Consider the following 17346-nt stretch of genomic DNA (forward strand, 5'->3'; position numbering starts at 1 on the left):
TCGTTTCCGCTCGACTTGCATGTGTTAGGCCTGCCGCCAGCGTTCAATCTGAGCCATGATCAAACTCTTCAATTTAAAGTTTTTGATTCCCTAAATAAATAGGGAGAGGCTCAATGAATACTGACTTCAAAACTACTAATGTAATTTTAAAGCTATTATCGTTCCAACAGAACGATAATGAATTGACTGTGCCAAGTCCGAAGACTTGATTGGTCACTTCGTTTCATTGAAACCTAATTTGAAGCCGAAGCTTCTAATTGGATTATCATCAACGAGTGCCCACACAGATTGATAGGTCTATATTGTTAAAGAGCTTGCTTCGTAAGCTTTGCTATCGAAGCGGAGGCGTATTCTAAGGAATTAATTTTCAGTGTCAAACACTTTTTTAAATTAATTTTTAGAAGTTTTCTTTCGCCTTCTTGCCAACCGCTTTTGCGTTTCCGCTTTGCCCTGACAACGGAGGCGCATTATAGGGAGATGATTTTTCTTGGCAACCCCTTTTCAGAAAAAAAATCAAAAAAAAAGCGTCGAATGATTAAATCTCACTCAAACGCTTAATTTTAGCACTCAGTTGTTAACTTCAAGTAGCAAATAGGCAATCAATATGTGTCTAGCCAAGACTCTTCAAAGCCTGTGATATCGAGACTCATTGATTGCGCCGCTTCGATTTGCTCGATCGCCTCCAATTCTTTATTTACACTGCTCATCGTCAGTGTGTTGTTGTCTAGCTCAAACACCTGACTTTGAGTCGTATAGTAGAACTTAAGGATCGTCAGCGCTTTTACATCGCCATTGTTCGCGGCTGCTTTAATGCTTTTTAGTTTACGAAAGATCTTGTTGTGCAGCTGCTTGAGTTTCCAAACGTACAGCACTTCTTCCATGTATGGTCGAGTTTTAATTTGATTCAATAAAGAGAGGGAAGTTGCAACTGCGAGAACGACACCAATCAAATTCCAATGGAAATTGCCCGTTGATTGTTCTGGTACGACTTCAGTGTTGCCAAACAAAACAATCAGCAAGGTACTAAAGGCAAGAGAAGAGATGGCGAGCAACGCAACAAAACCGCCAATCACAAGGCTTACTTTCTTTTTATAAATGTCTTTATTTATCTGTTTGATTTCCATATACCGCTCCTAACAGGTTACCTCTATTTTAACCAGCGCACTCCGCACGACAATCGAAGCTTTGTAAGTAAGTTCACATTTGCTATTAAACTCGCATCCCTTCCCTGCTTGGGTATATACTTCCGCGCATTCACTCTTCCTATATAGAGGCTAAATTCATGCGCTCTTTTGTTTTACGAGCTCGCGCGGCGCCAACCACCAGCAAAGCACTGTTAGAAGGTGTTGGTAATGAAGCGCATACAGAGATTCTTGCTCATACCATGATGAACACGATGTTCGTTGCTCAATCACACCGTGAAGATGTGGTTGTTCACTTGGTTTTAGAAAGCACAAAAGATTTCTCACGCACCATTACTATTCGCTCTAACGACATCACCAACATTGGCGGCTTCCATGAGTCAACCTTGATTGCAGCAGTGGCTCGCGCTTTGGATGCTTCGGTTGGTATGGGCAAAGAGCAACTTCGTGAAGTCGAACCTGGTATTACCGTTCGTACAGTGAGCTTTGAACGCCTAGTACAAGAGCTGGCAGAAGATCACCAACTATATATGCTGGATAAGAAAGGCGAATTTGTTCGTGATGCAGAAATTGGTGAAAATCCATGTTTCTTGCTAACTGACCATATACCGATGCCGAAGAAGTCTTTTAACAGCTTGAAGCGCCTTGGCACAGAGAAAATCAGCTTAGGTCCTAAGATGCTTTTCGCTTCTCAGTGTGTGGTATTGATCCACAATGAGTTGGACATTCGCGAATTTTAATTCTCGCGAGTTAATCACTCTATAAAAGAAAGAGGACTCCATTGAGTCCTCTTTTTGTTTCTATAGGAATGCTACGTTTACTTACCACCAATGCTCAAGCGTGCAAAGCGAACGTCTGGCGAGAAGAAAGTGCGGCTATCGTTAACTAACTGAGTATCACCCACTGCCTCAACTTCTTGCAGCATCTTGTAGAAGTTACCCGCTACTGTAATACCACGTACTGGTTGAATGCGCTCACCATCACGGCACAAGAAGCCACTCGCCCCAAATGAGAAATCACCACTCACTGCATCCGCACCAGAATGGACACCTTGAAGCTCGACTAACTCTAGGTACTCTCCCGCTTTTACTTCTGATGCACTGCTGTTGCCTGTCGCAATCACTTTGTGATTCGCTGATACGTCTAGGCTCGATTTTGCACCGCGAGCGGCACTTGCTGTCGAGACTGCGCCCAAGTAACTTGCGGTCTGGCTGTTGTGTAGCAAGGTTTTCAACTCACCATTAGCAATCATGACATTATCTTGAGTAGCGAAGCCTTCACTATCAAAACTCGCGATTGCCATACCATTTGGCATGTAAGCCGTATCAGTAAAGGTAATTAAATCACTCGCAACACGTTGACCAAGCTTGTCACCCAGTGGCGTAATGCCTTTCATCGCGCTTACGCCAGAGAAAGCACTGCCGAAAGCACCGAATAAACTTGCTAGCGCATTGATGTGGAAAATAGCAGGGTAGTTACCTGTCGCAACCGGAGCGCCTTCCAGAAGATCACGAGCAAGGTTGTAGCCACCTTCTATACAGTAAGCTGGATTCAACTCATCAAAACGGCGACCCAGTGACATTCTACCCGCCATTGACTGTTTGCCGTCTTTTTCAAACAAGGTATACGCGTAACAAGTGAACGAGCGCTCGAAGTGTTGACACAATGTGCCTTGAGTATTGGCAATGATCAGTTGTGTTTCGCCATCGCTGTAACCATTGTAAGGTGCGCTAGAAGCGTGAGGCAGAGCCACTACGCCTTGCTCAAGTGCGAGAGACAGTTCGATTTTTTCGTCAACAGAAGTGGTATCTTCTTGCACAATCTCAGCAACATCAGTCGTGATTTGGCTGTTAACGCAACTAATAGTCTGATGTTCATCTTGCTTGGAAAAGCGAGCACTTTGCAGCGCATTAGTTAGCATTAAATCCAAGCTTGGTTGCTCTAACGACTCAGAATAGCTTGTTGCAACACGCGCATCTTTCACAACACGAACACCCAGAACTTGGCTTGAGCTTACTTTGTACTCATCCAGCTTTCCTTGGTTCGCTTTCAAAGAAAAGCTACTGTTACGGTTTACAATTACGTCCGCTTCTGCACCTTGGCGTTTTGCTTCTGATAGGACGTAATCAACCGCATTAAGAAGTTGTTGTTCTTGGCTCATTAGTTACCGCCTCCTACCAGAATGTTATCTACTTTCAGCGTTGGCTGACCGACAGTTGTTGGTACTGAACCACTCACGGAACCACACATGCCCGGCGCAAGCGCCATGTCTTTGCCGACCATGCTGATTTCTTTCAACACTTTTGGACCCGTGCTGATCAGCGTTGCTGTTTTCAGAGGCTTGGTGATTTTGCCATTTTCAATGAGGTAGGCTTCACGAACAGCAAAGTTAAACTCCCCCGTACCCGGTTGAACAGAGCCACCGCCCATCTTCTTCGCATAGATACCACGTTCGATGCCTGCCAGCATGTCATTAAGTGAATGCTCGCCCTCTTCGATAAAGGTGTTACGCATGCGCGAGGTTGGTGCGAACTTGTAGTTTTGACGACGACCAGAACCCGTAGGCTCATAACCTGTCTTCATGCCACCCATTTTATCGACCATGAAGCTGGTTAGCTTACCGTCTTTGATCAGTTGAGTGCGCTGAGTTTTCATACCTTCATCATCAATGTGAATCGAGCCCCATTCGTTGGTCATGGTGCCATCATCGACTGCATTCACTGCGGTGTGAGCAACCATTTCGCCCATCTTGTCGTGGAAGACTGATGCTTTCTTCGCAACTGAAGTGGTTTCTAGCAAGTGACCACATGCTTCATGGAAGATAACGCCGCCAAAGCCGTTACCAATCACCACCGGCATTTCACCCGATGGACAAGCATCCGCGCCAAGTTTTACTAACGCTTGCTGCGCGATAGTTTGACCTAGCTCTTTGGCATCAAGCTGTTCACTGAATTCCCAACCAGCAAGAGCGCCAGGACCTTCCATACCAGAAGACTGCTCATTACCTTTTTGCGCGACAGTGTTACCAGCAACACGAATGTAGTGGCGAGTATCGTCAACGTGTAGACCTTCTGAGTTGAAGATAGACACTTGTTGCTCGCGCTGAAGAACGCTGCCAATAAACTGGCTGATATGTTCACTCTCAGCACGTGCGGCTTGGTCAACTTTCAATAGAAACGCGATTTTTGAATCTAGGTTAGCATCCTTACCTAGCGGCATGCGGCAACCATGTTGGATTGGGTAGCGGTTCAAATTCAAAGAACCCGCTGACGCGATTTGCTCACGCTTGTCTTTTGCAGCAAGCAGCGAGGTTACGCGCTTTAGTTCGGCTTCATCTGTGCTGTTGGTGTAACCGTAAAGCACCTTATGACCGAAAAAAAGACGAATACCGATACCAAAATCGATACCCGAGTTAACCTTATCCACTTCACCAGATGCGATCTGGACAGTGTTGGTTTGGTGATGTTCAACGAATAGTTCAGCGAAATCAGCCCCCAAAAAGAGCGCATGATCGATCACTGACTTCGCTGTTACAGAATTAAGCATGAAGTCTCCTTGCTCGATGATCGTCTTAGCCTTCCTAATTAACTGTGAAAAAGTTCAACAAAGTTAAATTGGCAACACGTTAAATTTTAACAGTTTTTTAACCTTGTTTTGTGCTAATCCTTGCTTAACGAGACCACGATTATTTATTAAATATTCCAGGTTCTGCTCATTCACCAGAGCGTTGCACTAGTAAATTCCACCCAGCAAACCATTTAGGTGCTTACTTTATCACTCACCTCGCATAATTGAATACTCATTATAATTACGCTCAAAAAACGTATCCCTTCCGCAATGGTCCTGCTATCATCCGAACGAAATAGTCGGGGGGCCACACGACAAGTGTTGGCTGAGATCGAAATTCGAGACCCGTTGAACCTGATTCAGTTAGCACTGACGTAGGGAACTATGCACACTTTGCCTTTCGTCGCCCCTCTTAGGTAAGCGATAGCGATCGAAAAATCGATCTATCTGCAACGGTCAAAGTCAGTTCCTATACGTCTTGTAGTAGGAGCGACCATGACGCAGCAATCACAACCTCATTCACATCACACGCCAGCCTTGCCTACCCCTATCGTATTGACCATCGCGGGCTCAGACAGTGGTGGCGGTGCAGGTATTCAAGCCGACATCAAAGCGATGTCCGCAACCGGCAGTTTTGCTTGCTCGGTAATCACGGCGATTACTTCGCAAAATACCCAAGGCGTTTCTGCGATTTTCCCCATTCCTCTCGACCATGTAGAGAGCCAACTTGATGCAGTATTTACCGACCTCAACATCGTTGCAGTCAAAGTGGGCATGCTGGCAGATTCCAACATCATCAAAGTCGTTGCAGACAAAATTAAACAATACCAGCCAAAACACCTCGTGATTGACCCTGTGATGGTGGCCACCAGCGGCGATCTATTACTGGAACAGTCGGCAATCAGCACTTTAAAAGAAGAATTGATTCCGCTCGCAGACATCATTACCCCTAACCTACCCGAAGGCGCAGCATTGACGGGTAAGCCAATGCCTCAATCAGAATCTGAAATGAACGATATGATTACCGACCTTCGTGCGCTTGGCGCCAAAGCTATTCTGCTCAAAGGCGGTCACCTTGAAGAAAATGAAAACAGCAACGATCTGCTTATCATGCAAGACAGTGCCGAGTTAATTAGCGCCAAGCGATTTCCAACCAAAAACACTCATGGCACAGGCTGTACACTTTCTTCCGCCATTGCGTCTTATCTTGGCCAAGGCAACAACCTACACAAAGCGGTGCACCTGGGTAAGCAGTACATCAGCCAAGCTATCGCACACGCTGATGAATTGGATGTAGGTAAAGGCCATGGCCCTGTGAACCACTTTTTTGCGGGTCATACTTATGTTCGCTAACGCGATTGGCATTCAGCTTTCCGATGCTAGTCTGCGATACAAAGACAGCCAAACACCAACGCTAGCAGGGTTGAGTATGACTATTCCTGCTAATCAATGGACAGTGTTACTTGGTCGCAGTGGCTGCGGGAAAACCACAATATTGCGTTACTTAGCTGGCCTACTGGATGACCAAGTTGACTGGCATGGCGAACTCATCACAACGGATGGCGCTGCACTGCATGACCGTATCGCTTACATGGCTCAGCAGGATTTATTGCTACCGTGGTTGAATGTGTTAGACAACGTCTGCCTCAGTTCTCGATTTTCTCAAGTGCAAGCACCAGAGCAAAATAAACAACGTGCACTGACTTTACTCAGCCAAGTGGGACTCGCCGATTACGCGGATGCTAAGCCAGCTCAACTATCTGGCGGCATGAGACAGCGTGTTGCCCTTGCTCGCACTCTGATGCAAGACAAGCCTCTAGTTCTGATGGATGAGCCTTTCTCTGCACTGGACGCGGTTACTCGCCATAAGTTGCAAACCTTGTCTGCCGAGTTACTGAAAGATAAAACCGTTGTTCTTATTACCCACGACCCACAAGAAGCGGTGCGATTAGCTCACCAACTCTATGTACTGCAAGGCACGCCTGCGCAAGCTCAGCACTTGGTTGTTCCGGATTCCAAGCCACCACGAGTTCTCGATGGAGAGTGCGCCGCGCTTCAACAAGCGATTTTGGATCAATTGGAGAAAGACTATGAGTGATATGACTCAGTACAACTCCGTTTCGGCACGTATTGGTAAAAAAGAACGCGTGACCCATCCAGCTCTGCGCTTGGTAATCAGCACTGCGGTGATCTTGGGATTGTGGCAGTTGGTTGTGGTGGTATTCGACATGCCAGGCTTCATCTTACCTTCACCAATTGAAGTGCTGGATAGATTGGTCACTCGTTACGATGTCTTGCTCAAACATACTTGGGTTACCGCGCAAGAGATCTTACTTGGCTTGGCGCTTGGATTATCGATGGGTTTGCTGTTCGCATTGCAAATGCTGATGTTCGAGCCGCTGAAGCGTTGGTTATTGCCTATTCTGATTGCTAGCCAAGCGATCCCTGTGTTCGCCATCGCGCCAGTGCTCATGCTTTGGCTCGGTTACGGCATTGCATCGAAAGTAGTCATGGCGGCGATCATCATCTTTTTCCCCGTCACCACATGTTGCTACGACGGCTTACGTAATACACCAACAGGTTACCTCGACCTTGCCAAGACCATGGGCGCGTCTAAATGGCAGTTACTTCGTCATATTCAATTGCCAGCCGCCCTACCAACTTTAGCCTCAGGCATTCGTGTTGCCGTCGTTATTGCGCCGATTGGAGCAGTGGTCGGTGAGTGGGTAGGTTCAAGTGAAGGCTTGGGTTATCTGATGCTCCAAGCTAATGCTCGCATGATCATTGATGAGATGTTTGCGGCGCTGTTTATCCTCGCCGTGCTGTCTATCTCACTCTACTTCATCACCGATAAATTATTGAAAAAAGCCATCCCTTGGGAAAGCAAATAATTACAAAAAATAACCAAAGAAAATTGGGAAAGAAAAGGAACAACCCCGTGAATAAAAACAAACTTATGAGCGCTGCTGCTCTACTCGCTTCAGTGGTATCAACCAATGTGCTTGCAACAGAAAAAGAGATGACACTGATGTTGGATTGGTTCGTCAACCCAAATCATGGTCCTATCGTGATTGCCAAAGAGCGTGGTTACTTCAAAGAGCAAGGTTTGAAGGTCAATATTCAAGAGCCTGCAGATCCAAGCACACCACCTAAGTTGGTCGCTGCGGGTAAAGTCGACATGGCGATTTCTTACCAACCAAGCCTAACTATCGATGTCGCGGCTGGTTTACCACTAATCCGCTCTGCGACGTTGATTGCTACGCCACTCAACACGCTGATGGTGCTAGATAACGGTAAGAATGAAAAGCTTGGCGACTTGAAAGGCAAGAAGATCGGTATTGCGATCGCAGGCAACGAAGAAGCGACAATCGGCACCATGCTAGCACAAGAGAACGTGAAGTTTTCTGACGTACAAATCATCAACGTAGGTTGGGCGCTATCTTCGTCTCTTGCGTCTGGCAAGGTGGATGCGATTTGGGGCGGTCTACGTAACTTCGAAACCAACCAATTGGCACTAGAAGGTTATAAAGCTAAAGCCTTCTTCCCTGAAGAACACGGAGTACCAGCGTATGACGAGTTAGTCTTCGTAGCCAATGCAAAAACCTACGACAAAGAAGCCATCAAGGCATTCAACAAAGCACTAGAGCAAGCGACCACTTACATCGTTAACCATCCAAAAGAGTCGTGGAAAGAGTTTGTGGCTTATTCACCAGACACACTCAACAACGAGCTTAACCAACGCGCTTGGAACGACACACTAACTCGTTTCGCTCTTCGTCCATCTGCAGTAGATCTGAAACGCTACGATGATTACGCCGAGTTTATGTATTCACAAAAAATCATCGAAACACTGCCAAAAGCGAAAGATTACGTACCGAATTTTGACTAATTCTACTGACCTTAGGATCTAAGCCTAGGGTCTTTTGATAACGAGATACCCATAATGAAATACCAAGATTTGATCGACGCTTGCCGCCAAGATTGGCAAGAATACACCGAGCATGCTTTCGTGCAGCAATTGGCGCAGGGCACTCTGGCTCAGCCTTGTTTTCTGCATTACCTAAAGCAGGATTTTCTTTTCCTAAAACAGTACGCACGAGCTTACGCATTAGCGATCTACAAAGCGCGTACTTTGGATGACATGCGCCGCGCGCTCCCAAGCGTACATGCATTGCTAGATTCTGAAATCGCCCATCACGTGACTTACTGTGAGCAATGGGGGCTAACGGAATCCGACCTAGAAAACGAGCCAGAAGATTTCGGCACTGTGGCTTACACCCGCTACGTATTGGATGCTGGCATGACGGGCGATCTTGTTGATCTATACGCGGCACTAGCGCCATGCTCCATCGGTTATGCCGTCATCGGTAAGATGCTGATTGAAGATGAAAAGACAGTAATCGAAGGCAACCCATATGCAAGTTGGATCAACCTCTACGGTGGTGAGGAATTCCAATCTGGTGTCGCAAAAGGGGCAGAACACTTTAATCAGTTGCTAGCAGAAATTGATATCAACAGCCAGCGTGGTCAAAACCTGATTCAGGTATTCAAAACCGCAACACGTATGGAAGTGGCGTTTTGGCAACAAGGTCTAAACGCACAATAAGGTTAATTGGAGAATCTCATGTTAATTGAACAAATCACCCAAGCATTAACCGCAGTACGCCAGCAAAAGCCATTAGTCGTCAACATCACTAACTACGTGGTGATGAACAACACGGCAAACGCGCTATTGGCTATCGGCGCTTCTCCAATCATGGCGCACTCTAAGCAGGAAATGGCAGAGATGATGTCGTTCGCGGGTTCACTGGTTATCAACATTGGTACCCTAGACAGCGTTTGGATACCACGTATGAGCTATGCCGTAGAGCAAGCCAATGCCAATGGTAAAATCGTTGTACTCGACCCTGTCGGTTGTGGAGCAAGCTCACTACGTACAGAGACATCACGTGAAATCGCACGCCTTGCCGACAAGTTGATCATTCGTGGTAACGCTTCAGAAATCATTGCACTCGCTGGCGAGCAAGCACAAAGCAAAGGCGTCGATGCACTAGACAGCAGCGACGCAGCACTTGGCGCAGCAAACTTCTTAGTCTCAGAGTATGGTGCGAGCGTAGTGATTTCTGGCGAGACTGATTACATCGTCACGAAGGAACAAACCGTCCAGTTGAATAATGGTCACGAGATGATGCCTTACGTAACCGGAATGGGCTGTACACTAACGGCACTGACGGGTGCTTTCGCTGCTGTTGGTGATCACTCCGGACTTGCTGCTGCGGCGGTACTGGGCGTTGTTGGCGAGATTGCAGCGGAACAAGCTCGTGGTCCAGGTAGCCTGCAAATGAACCTGTTGGATGAGCTTTACCAGTTGGATGAAGAAACGCTGGCAAAACGCCTAAAACTGCAAGTGAGCTAAGCTTTTCTCTAACAAATACCGGCCTCTCATTCCACCTAGATGAGAGGCCCAAAGGAAACAAAATGAACGCCTATCGTTTATATTTGGTCACCGATGACCAACAAGATTTAGCCACACTAAAACGTGTCGTGAGAAAAGCCGTGGAAGGTGGCGTGACCATAGTACAAGTCCGCGAAAAACACGGCGATGTGCGTGCGTTTATCGAACGTGCTCAAGCCGTCAAAGACATCCTTAAAGATACCGATGTTCCTTTGATCATCAATGACCGCGTAGATGTCGCACTGGCTGTCGATGCTGATGGGGTTCACCTCGGGCAATCAGACATGCCCGCAACTATCGCTCGTGAGTTGATTGGACCAAACAAAATCCTCGGCTTATCCATCGAAAATGAAGAGCAGCTTGCAGAAGCGGACTCTCTGCCGATTGATTACATCGGTTTGAGCGCGATCTTCGCGACGCCAACCAAAACCAACACCAAAAAACATTGGGGTATTGATGGTTTGAAGATGGCGCTGAACACCACGCCCTTACCAATCGTCGCGATTGGTGGCATCAACGAAACCAACATTCCTGCCCTGAGTGCGACAGGTGTGCATGGTTTGGCTTTGGTTTCTGCCATTTGTCATGCAGAAAACCCAACCAAAGCAGCAGAGTACTTACTTTCTCTGATGGATTAAGGCCCCAACGCTTAAGGATGAGCGCCTTTACCCTCCGGATAAATGTCATCAATTCATCACTCAACCTTCATTCTCTCGTCAAATTGACAGAGCGTTGATAAGTTTTTCACGCCAGATAACGTAAGATAAGCCCCTTATTTTCACGTGGTTGAATAACCCTCAATAAAAACAAAACGCTCTCAATGAAAACCAAAAAATATGGATTGATGATGCTCGCCTTGTTTGTTCTTGGCATCATCCCAATGTCGCTGTTTGGCTCTTATCACAATCTCACTTCACAGGTGCCTGAAAGTCTGGGGATTACTTTTACTTTGCTCACAGATTCTGCTGGTAGCAAAGGTTTTTTAATTACGTTAACACTGCTACTGCTTTCTTTATTTCGCTTTAAACCAAGTCGCATTGAGTGGATACAAAAACTCTCAATGTTAGGGCTGTTACTTGTGATTGGCTTTGCCAGCAAAACGGGGCTAAAACTAATGACAGAAAGCCCGCGTCCCTACACGGAATTGCTCGCAGCAGAACAATTGATTGAAACACCAGAAACGTTTTATCAGTTGGATACAAAGCAGCAAGCCAACGTAATTAACCAGATTTCTGAACACGTCAGTGATTGGCGAACGCGCCATTGGCAAGGCGAGAAAGACTATTCTTTCCCATCCGGCCATACGATTTTCGTTTCGATTTGTTTGGCTTTCTTTGGTGGTTTGTTCTTACAGAACAAGTGCTATATCTCTGCACTGTCATTGTGGATGTGGGGAATGAGCGTCGCATATAGCCGCTTATGGCTGGGCATGCATCGCCCTGAAGATTTAATAGGCTCAGTCTTGTTTGTCGCGATTGTATTTACTTTACTCCCGACATTTTTCAGATTAAGAAACAGATGCCGTTTGTTTCTCTTGCTTCGCGCTAATGTGAACGATTACTAGATAAAAAAGAAGCCAGCGATTCGCTGGCTTCTTGCTTTAAAGCGCTACTTTTGTCTAGCCATTTTTTGGTGGTTCAAACGCTGTTAGTTCTAATTCTGGGCCAGTGTATTTTTCAATACGAACCAGTGCGGAGTTTGCCGCACAGCCGTTTGCAAGTCGAGAGGTCGGAATATCCAACGTTAACACGTTACAACCGCCGTTCTTACAAATGCCGGTTTTCGGATCCAAATCCGGCCAACCGCCTTCATGAATACATACTGAGCCTTGCTTGATTCGGTCAGTCACTTCTGCACCAACCAATACTTGGCCACGGTTGTTAAACGCACGAACTAGATCGCCCGTTTTAATACCACGCGCTTTCGCATCTTCAGGGTGAATCCAAATAGGTTCACGGTTTGCAATTGCGTACTCTTCGCGAATCTTCGCGTAGTTAAACTGGCTGTGTAGACGATGCGCGGCGTGCGCGGTCATTAGCTGCAACTCGCCGTCTTTTGCATTGCCAGTGTACTCGGTTGGTGCCATCCACGTTGGGTGTGGAGGACAGTCTTCCAACTGATAGCCTTCAATGGTTTTCGAGAAGATTTCAATCTTACCACTTGGTGTACCGAGTGGATTCATGATCGGGTCTTCACGGAAATCCGCGTAACGAACAAACTGTGCGTTCTTCTCGTTCCACTTCATCTCGATCAGTTGGTTATCTTCCCAGAACTTGCTGAAGTTCGGCATTGCTACGCGAGAGCCACGGCCACCTTGTTGCGCCGCCTTGTAGAAGCCGTACAGCCATTCCATTTCGGTTTTGCCTTCGGTGTATACGTCACGGCCACCCGGAGCTAGCATTTCTGCCATGTCCGCGAATACATCGAAGTCATTACGCGCTTCACCTTGCGGCTCAACCACTTGCTTCATTGGCACCAAGTGTTGGTTACTGTAGTCACCCGTCATCGTTAAGTCGTTACGCTCGAACGATGTGGTGATTGGCAGAACAATGTCCGCGTGCTTCGCAGCCGCCGTCCAGTAAGGCTCTGAAATCACAATCAGCTCAGGCTTTTGCCACGCTTTGATCAGACGGTTGGTGTCTTGGTGGTGAGTAAAGTTCGCACCACCTGCCCACCAAATCATCTTGATGTCCGGGAACGTCAGTTCATGACCGTTATGATGGTAGGATTGACCTGGGTTTTCCAACGCCTCGACAATACGCGCCACAGGGAAGCTTTGCACCGCGCCAGACACCGCCCAGTCGTTCCCCGCAGAAGAGCCGCCACCCAGCGATGCCGAAATCGCAGGAAGTACGCCAGCATCACGAGCAGGGTTACCACCGTTTGAGTAGTGGTAAGAGAAACCAAAACCACCGCCCGGTAAACCGATCTGGCCCAACATCGTTGCCAGTGTAACCAGCATCCAGTGACGCTGCTCACCGTATTGTTGGCGCTGCATGCCCCAACCCGCCATCAGCATGGTGCGGTTTTTACTGAAGATGTCAGCCAGTAGCTCAAGTTGCTTCGCAGGTACGCCACAGATTTGTGATGCCCATTCTGCTGATTTTTCTACGCCGTCTTCTTCGCCCATCAGGTACGCTTCAAACTTGTCGTAACCTGCGGTGTATTTATCGAGGAAGGCTTTATCGTGCTTACCTTGTTTCACTAAGGTGTGTGCGATACCCATCATCATTGCCACGTCGGTCATTGGGTGAGGAGCAATCCACTCCGCATTCTCACCAAAGAACTCGATGGTTTCAGAACGAATAGGGTCAATAGCGATAACCGTCTTGCCTGACTTTTTCAACTGATGGAAGAACTCAAGACCAGCACAGTCTGTTGAGCTCCACGCGATTTTTAGAGTGTTGATCGGGTTTAAGCCCCAAAGCACAACCACATCGCTGTACTCTAGTACCACTGGGTACGTGGTTTGCTGCTCGTATACTTCGATAGAGCCCACAACGTGCGGCATGATGACCTGCGCAGCACCCGTTGAGTAATCACCCAAGTGGCCTGAATAGCCACCCGCCATGCTCATGTAACGTTGCAGCAAGGTTTGTGCTTTGTGCAGCACGCCACTTGAACGCCAGCCGTAAGAACCAGCAAACACAGAAGCCGGGCCATATTCTTTACGAATGCGCATGTGCTGCTCGTGTATCAGCTTGTAAGCTTCATCCCAAGACACCCGTACAAATTCATCGCTGCCACGAACTCCTTCGGGAGCTGATGGGTTTGCCAAGTAACCTTTGCGAACCATTGGGTACTTGACACGCGCTTTAGTGTGCACTTGGTCAGGACCGGTGCTTTGTAGGCTGTTTGGTACCGTTTGTGGCAATGCGTTCGTGGTTGAAACCAGCTTACCGTCTTGCACTTCACACAGCATTGGGCCCATGCGGCCCGCTGTCAAAATGCCCTTGCCACGCTGGTTTGAAGACGCAACAGACATAGGTGCAAATGAAGTGAATGCCATTGCACCAGCCGCCATACCAGTGCCTTTTAGAAATCCGCGACGGGTCATATTAGTCATAATCTTATCCTTCTATTTATCGTTAGTGACCAACCACATCTTTTGCATGGTGCTGGAAGAACTTGGTTAGAATTTCTAGGTTCTCGGCTGAAATATCAGTTCGATCACCCATACTTTTCGCTACCGGTCCCCATGCATTCACTGTGAAGTGATTTGAAGGAATTTTCGCGTGACAAGTTGCACAGTAAACGTTGTCCAACTCTTCTGCGTATGACCATACTGGTTCAAGCGTGTCAACAACTGGAGAATCAATAGCGCCAGTTAGAGAAACCGCGCGCCATTCGTTGCCGTAAACATCTGCCTCAAATTCACCAGTTTCAAGCGCTTGTTGGCCTTGCTCTGTTAGCGTTGCAACGATGGCACGTTGACCTTCTCCCATGTAAAGCACTTGCTCTGCGCCTTTCATTTGGAATGCGTTCAACTTAACAGTGCGGTTGTCGCCTTCAGAGCTGATTACTTCCAACTTCGTCGTTGGGTTAATTTTACCCATCTCACCCATTGCGATTTCAGTCACAGGGTAAACAACCTTGGCATTAGGTGATGTTTTTGTGGTGAAGCTCATCAACGTTTCAAATGCCTTGCTGTCTAGCTCTGCTTCTGGTGCAAAGTGCGCCACACCTTTATGACAATCGATACACGTTTGATCGTTTGCTTTCGCGTAAGCGTGCATCTTCGCCGCATCACGTGATTGCTCAAACTCTTCCATTGCATCGAAATCATGACACGAACGACACGTCGCTGAATCATTTTCACGGAACTGAGCCCATACCGTTTCAGCCATATCTTTACGATGTGCTTCATATTTCTCTGGCGTGTCGATCTTACCTGTCACAAATTCATGGTAGATGTCTTTCGACGCGCGAATTTTGGTGATCAGGTAATCCATTGGTTCTTGAGGAATATGACAGTCAGAACATTCCGCGCGAATGCCTTTCGCATTACTGAAGTGCACTGAGCCTTGGTACTCTTTGTAAGGGGTTTCCATAGAGTGGCACGAGAGACAAAATTCAGTATCTGAGGTGTAATGCATTACTGCCGCACTCCCCCCCAAAGTTAACCAGCCCACACCAATTCCGGCAGCAACCAGCAGTGCAACATATCGTTTTTTTATTGACATAATTAGCAACACTTCCAAATAAAATGTAATTATAGGTCGCAAATTACTACTTTATGGGTAGCCCTCTCTTGATCCACATCATTTCCGTGTTGCTCTGTATGCCTCAAGTATGAAATTTTGTTATTTACATCTCAAAGATGAATATATGGCAATAATCCATTACCTAGCCAACTATTCACCACATAAATCACTTTTATGAATGCAACTATTTGATTAAACAGATAAGAGGATGAGAGACTGAATCTCCACATTGATGCAGTAAGGACACGCATGTCAGTTTATATCGAGACGCACAGAAGCCAATTAAGACCCATCAAAGCCAGTGACTGGGAACTCTTTCAACGATTGCTCTCCGAACAAGAGGTTATTGCGCTCTGTTTCGATCGTCCCAGCGAAACAGAAATAAGAGAAAAATTTGCTTCGCGATTATTACCATGGACCCCAAATAGCCAGCATTGGCTTTGCCTTGTAATACTCAATAAGCAATCAGAACAACCCATCGGCATCACTGGCTTTGCTATTGAAAACGGTAAGGCAGAGGTAGGTTACTTACTTTTGCCGGAATTTCATGGCCAACAGTTTGGAACAGAAACTCTTCAAGCGCTTCTATACTGGGCAACCTCGACACATAACATCAACCACTTTTCCGCGACGGTCACTGAAGGCAATATTGCGTCAGAGCGTGTCCTGATAAAATGTGGTTTCGAACTCATTGAGGTCATTCCAGACGCATACCAAATTGGTGGCAAACCCTACGCCGATAAAATCTACTCACTACAAAAATAAGGACGTATTTTGAATAAAGTAGTCATCATTACCGGCGCAAGCCGAGGCATTGGAGCCGCAGCGGCGAAAAAGCTGGCCGAGCAAGGCTATCGCGTTTGCGTTAATTACCGCACTCAGCAAGAGGCCGCCGACCAAGTTGTGGCAGAAATACAAGCAAACGGTGGCAAAGCGATTGCCATCGCCGCAGACGTAGCCGATGAGAAGCAAGTGCTCTCCTTGTTTGATGAAACAGAACGTGAATTTGGTGCAGTGACGCACTTGGTCAACAACGTTGGCATCCTATTTACTCAATCGCCTTTGTCAGAAGTCAGCTTGGAACGCTTTCAGAAAGTAATGAACACCAATGTGAATAGCTGTTTTCTCTGCTGTCGAGAAGCGGCGAAGCGATTCAGTGCAGGCGGTGCAATTGTGAATGTCTCCTCTGGAGCGTCGCGCTCAGGCGCGCCATTTGAGTATGTCGATTACGCCACATCAAAAGGCGCGATGGATACCTTAACTAAAGGGCTCTCGCTAGAGTTGGCAGAGCGCAATATTCGCGTCAATGGCGTTCGACCTGGTTTCATTTACACTGATATGCATGCCGACGGCGGAGAACCAAACCGAGTAGATAGACTCAGCCCTCAAATTCCTCTTAAACGCGGTGGCACGGTAGAAGAAGTGGCAAATGCGATCGCTTGGCTATTAAGTGACGAAGCCTCTTATGTCACAGGATCATTTATCGATATTGCAGGGGGCAGATAGAATGCAAGTCCATATCCGACAAGCGATTCCCGATGATTTAGACGGAATTTTTCAGCTTAATTTTCAAATTAATTCACTGCATTTTGCGAATGCGCCAGAAGCCTTTGTTGCGCCTTCAGAAGCTGACCGTGAATTTCTTGCACAAGCACTAGAGAACAAAGAGCGACTCTTTTTGATTGCCGAACGCGAACAGCAAATTCTCGGCTTCTTAACCGCGATGATCACCCAAAACGACACCGTCAGTTTTCTGATCAAAGACCCAATTTGTCGCGTGGGAACAATTGTTGTCGATGAAGCGCAAAAGCAGCAAGGAATCGGCCGCCAACTGCTCCAAGCCTGTGAGCAATGGGCGCGCGACGCCAATGCCACACAAGTTCGATTGGAAGTGATGGAATTCAATCAGCCAGCACAGCGCTTTTACGATAATCAAGGTTTTAAAACTAACTCACGCATTATGCTGAAACATTTGTAA

The 17346-nt window shown here is 47.0% G+C and carries 16 protein-coding genes, 1 rRNA gene, 1 pseudogene and 1 riboswitch; of the genes and pseudogenes, 12 read left to right on the forward strand and 6 right to left on the reverse strand.

Features of this window, described 5'->3' with window-relative positions:
- Together R7O03_RS14045 and R7O03_RS14050 are read right to left on the reverse strand one after the other, a co-directional pair.
- Positions 1–75: ribosomal RNA gene (locus R7O03_RS14045) — 16S ribosomal RNA — on the reverse strand; the annotation flags it as partial.
- Positions 76–599: 524 nt separating this feature from the next.
- A complete protein-coding gene (locus tag R7O03_RS14050; protein WP_318131785.1) occupies positions 600–1124 on the reverse strand; it encodes a DUF3087 domain-containing protein in 525 nt (174 codons plus the stop codon).
- A 158-nt stretch (positions 1125–1282) separates the two neighbouring features.
- Here R7O03_RS14050 and trmY point away from each other — a divergent pair, with 158 nt between their 5' ends.
- Positions 1283–1882, forward strand: coding sequence for a tRNA (pseudouridine(54)-N(1))-methyltransferase TrmY (gene trmY, locus R7O03_RS14055; protein WP_017634347.1), 600 nt, complete (start codon positions 1283–1285; stop codon positions 1880–1882).
- Positions 1883–1959: 77 nt separating this feature from the next.
- Here trmY and R7O03_RS14060 read toward each other — a convergent pair whose 3' ends face one another.
- Together R7O03_RS14060 and R7O03_RS14065 are read right to left on the reverse strand one after the other, a co-directional pair.
- Positions 1960–3303, reverse strand: a complete 1344-nt coding sequence (locus R7O03_RS14060) for a TldD/PmbA family protein (RefSeq protein WP_318131786.1) — start codon at positions 3301–3303, stop codon at positions 1960–1962.
- Positions 3303–4688: a TldD/PmbA family protein gene (locus R7O03_RS14065; protein WP_017820998.1), complete on the reverse strand. Its 1386-nt coding sequence runs from the start codon at positions 4686–4688 to the stop codon at positions 3303–3305. Before R7O03_RS14065 ends, R7O03_RS14060 begins: the two co-directional genes overlap by 1 nt.
- Positions 4689–4999: 311 nt before the next feature.
- Positions 5000–5107: riboswitch (TPP riboswitch) on the forward strand.
- A 97-nt stretch (positions 5108–5204) separates the two neighbouring features.
- Here R7O03_RS14065 and thiD point away from each other — a divergent pair.
- From thiD to R7O03_RS14105, 8 genes and pseudogenes are all read left to right on the forward strand, one after another.
- Entirely contained in the window at positions 5205–6062 is an 858-nt protein-coding gene (gene thiD, locus R7O03_RS14070) for a bifunctional hydroxymethylpyrimidine kinase/phosphomethylpyrimidine kinase (protein ID WP_005383329.1), read from the forward strand.
- The gene (locus R7O03_RS14075; RefSeq protein WP_258615573.1) at positions 6052–6807 is read left to right on the forward strand and encodes an ABC transporter ATP-binding protein; all 756 of its coding nucleotides are present in this window, start codon (positions 6052–6054) and stop codon (positions 6805–6807) included. The genes thiD and R7O03_RS14075 overlap by 11 nt, the downstream gene beginning before the upstream one ends.
- Entirely contained in the window at positions 6800–7600 is an 801-nt protein-coding gene (locus R7O03_RS14080; protein WP_213893160.1) for an ABC transporter permease, read from the forward strand. The genes R7O03_RS14075 and R7O03_RS14080 overlap by 8 nt, the downstream gene beginning before the upstream one ends.
- A gap of 47 nt (positions 7601–7647) precedes the next feature.
- Positions 7648–8598 carry an ABC transporter substrate-binding protein gene (locus R7O03_RS14085; RefSeq protein WP_318131787.1) on the forward strand — a complete coding sequence of 317 codons (951 nt, stop codon included), beginning with the start codon at positions 7648–7650 and terminating at the stop codon, positions 8596–8598.
- A gap of 54 nt (positions 8599–8652) precedes the next feature.
- Complete coding sequence (gene tenA / locus R7O03_RS14090; protein WP_262591180.1) at positions 8653–9315, forward strand: thiaminase II; 663 nt, start codon at positions 8653–8655, stop codon at positions 9313–9315.
- A gap of 18 nt (positions 9316–9333) precedes the next feature.
- A complete protein-coding gene (thiM, locus tag R7O03_RS14095; protein WP_318131788.1) occupies positions 9334–10125 on the forward strand; it encodes a hydroxyethylthiazole kinase in 792 nt (263 codons plus the stop codon).
- A 62-nt stretch (positions 10126–10187) separates the two neighbouring features.
- On the forward strand, positions 10188–10802 hold the full coding sequence (gene thiE / locus R7O03_RS14100; protein WP_318131789.1) for a thiamine phosphate synthase: 615 nt from the start codon (positions 10188–10190) through the stop codon (positions 10800–10802).
- Positions 10803–10984: 182 nt separating this feature from the next.
- Positions 10985–11712 (forward strand): annotated as a pseudogene (locus R7O03_RS14105) (phosphatase PAP2 family protein).
- A 70-nt stretch (positions 11713–11782) separates the two neighbouring features.
- On the opposite strand, the gene R7O03_RS14110 reads toward R7O03_RS14105, so the two are convergent.
- Positions 11783–14230: a trimethylamine-N-oxide reductase 2 gene (locus R7O03_RS14110; protein ID WP_318131790.1), complete on the reverse strand. Its 2448-nt coding sequence runs from the start codon at positions 14228–14230 to the stop codon at positions 11783–11785.
- Positions 14231–14252: 22 nt separating this feature from the next.
- Complete coding sequence (locus tag R7O03_RS14115; protein ID WP_005374302.1) at positions 14253–15347, reverse strand: NapC/NirT family cytochrome c; 1095 nt, start codon at positions 15345–15347, stop codon at positions 14253–14255.
- 270 nt (positions 15348–15617) lie between these two features.
- Here R7O03_RS14115 and R7O03_RS14120 point away from each other — a divergent pair, with 270 nt between their 5' ends.
- Genes R7O03_RS14120 through R7O03_RS14130 form a run of 3 tightly spaced genes read left to right on the forward strand, consistent with a single transcriptional unit; the run spans position 15618 to position 17346 of the window.
- A complete protein-coding gene (locus R7O03_RS14120) occupies positions 15618–16133 on the forward strand; it encodes a GNAT family N-acetyltransferase (protein WP_047102513.1) in 516 nt (171 codons plus the stop codon).
- A gap of 9 nt (positions 16134–16142) precedes the next feature.
- Positions 16143–16874: a glucose 1-dehydrogenase gene (locus R7O03_RS14125; RefSeq protein WP_318131791.1), complete on the forward strand. Its 732-nt coding sequence runs from the start codon at positions 16143–16145 to the stop codon at positions 16872–16874.
- Position 16875: 1 nt separating this feature from the next.
- Positions 16876–17346, forward strand: a complete 471-nt coding sequence (locus R7O03_RS14130; protein ID WP_005374310.1) for a GNAT family N-acetyltransferase — start codon at positions 16876–16878, stop codon at positions 17344–17346.

It is taken from the genome of Vibrio sp. Vb2960 (assembly GCF_033337665.1).
Lineage (GTDB): Bacteria > Pseudomonadota > Gammaproteobacteria > Enterobacterales > Vibrionaceae > Vibrio > Vibrio alginolyticus.

Coding starts and splice junctions, on each gene's coding strand:
- R7O03_RS14050 (WP_318131785.1), bottom strand. CDS start 1,124: ATGGAAATCAAACAGATAAATAAAGACATTTATAAAAAGAAAGTAAGC.
- R7O03_RS14115 (WP_005374302.1), bottom strand. CDS start 15,347: ATGTCAATAAAAAAACGATATGTTGCACTGCTGGTTGCTGCCGGAATT.
- R7O03_RS14080 (WP_213893160.1), top strand. CDS start 6,800: ATGAGTGATATGACTCAGTACAACTCCGTTTCGGCACGTATTGGTAAA.
- R7O03_RS14110 (WP_318131790.1), bottom strand. CDS start 14,230: ATGACTAATATGACCCGTCGCGGATTTCTAAAAGGCACTGGTATGGCG.
- R7O03_RS14060 (WP_318131786.1), bottom strand. CDS start 3,303: ATGAGCCAAGAACAACAACTTCTTAATGCGGTTGATTACGTCCTATCA.
- thiE (WP_318131789.1), top strand. CDS start 10,188: ATGAACGCCTATCGTTTATATTTGGTCACCGATGACCAACAAGATTTA.
- R7O03_RS14065 (WP_017820998.1), bottom strand. CDS start 4,688: ATGCTTAATTCTGTAACAGCGAAGTCAGTGATCGATCATGCGCTCTTT.
- thiM (WP_318131788.1), top strand. CDS start 9,334: ATGTTAATTGAACAAATCACCCAAGCATTAACCGCAGTACGCCAGCAA.
- R7O03_RS14120 (WP_047102513.1), top strand. CDS start 15,618: ATGTCAGTTTATATCGAGACGCACAGAAGCCAATTAAGACCCATCAAA.
- tenA (WP_262591180.1), top strand. CDS start 8,653: ATGAAATACCAAGATTTGATCGACGCTTGCCGCCAAGATTGGCAAGAA.
- thiD (WP_005383329.1), top strand. CDS start 5,205: ATGACGCAGCAATCACAACCTCATTCACATCACACGCCAGCCTTGCCT.
- R7O03_RS14075 (WP_258615573.1), top strand. CDS start 6,052: ATGTTCGCTAACGCGATTGGCATTCAGCTTTCCGATGCTAGTCTGCGA.
- trmY (WP_017634347.1), top strand. CDS start 1,283: ATGCGCTCTTTTGTTTTACGAGCTCGCGCGGCGCCAACCACCAGCAAA.
- R7O03_RS14130 (WP_005374310.1), top strand. CDS start 16,876: ATGCAAGTCCATATCCGACAAGCGATTCCCGATGATTTAGACGGAATT.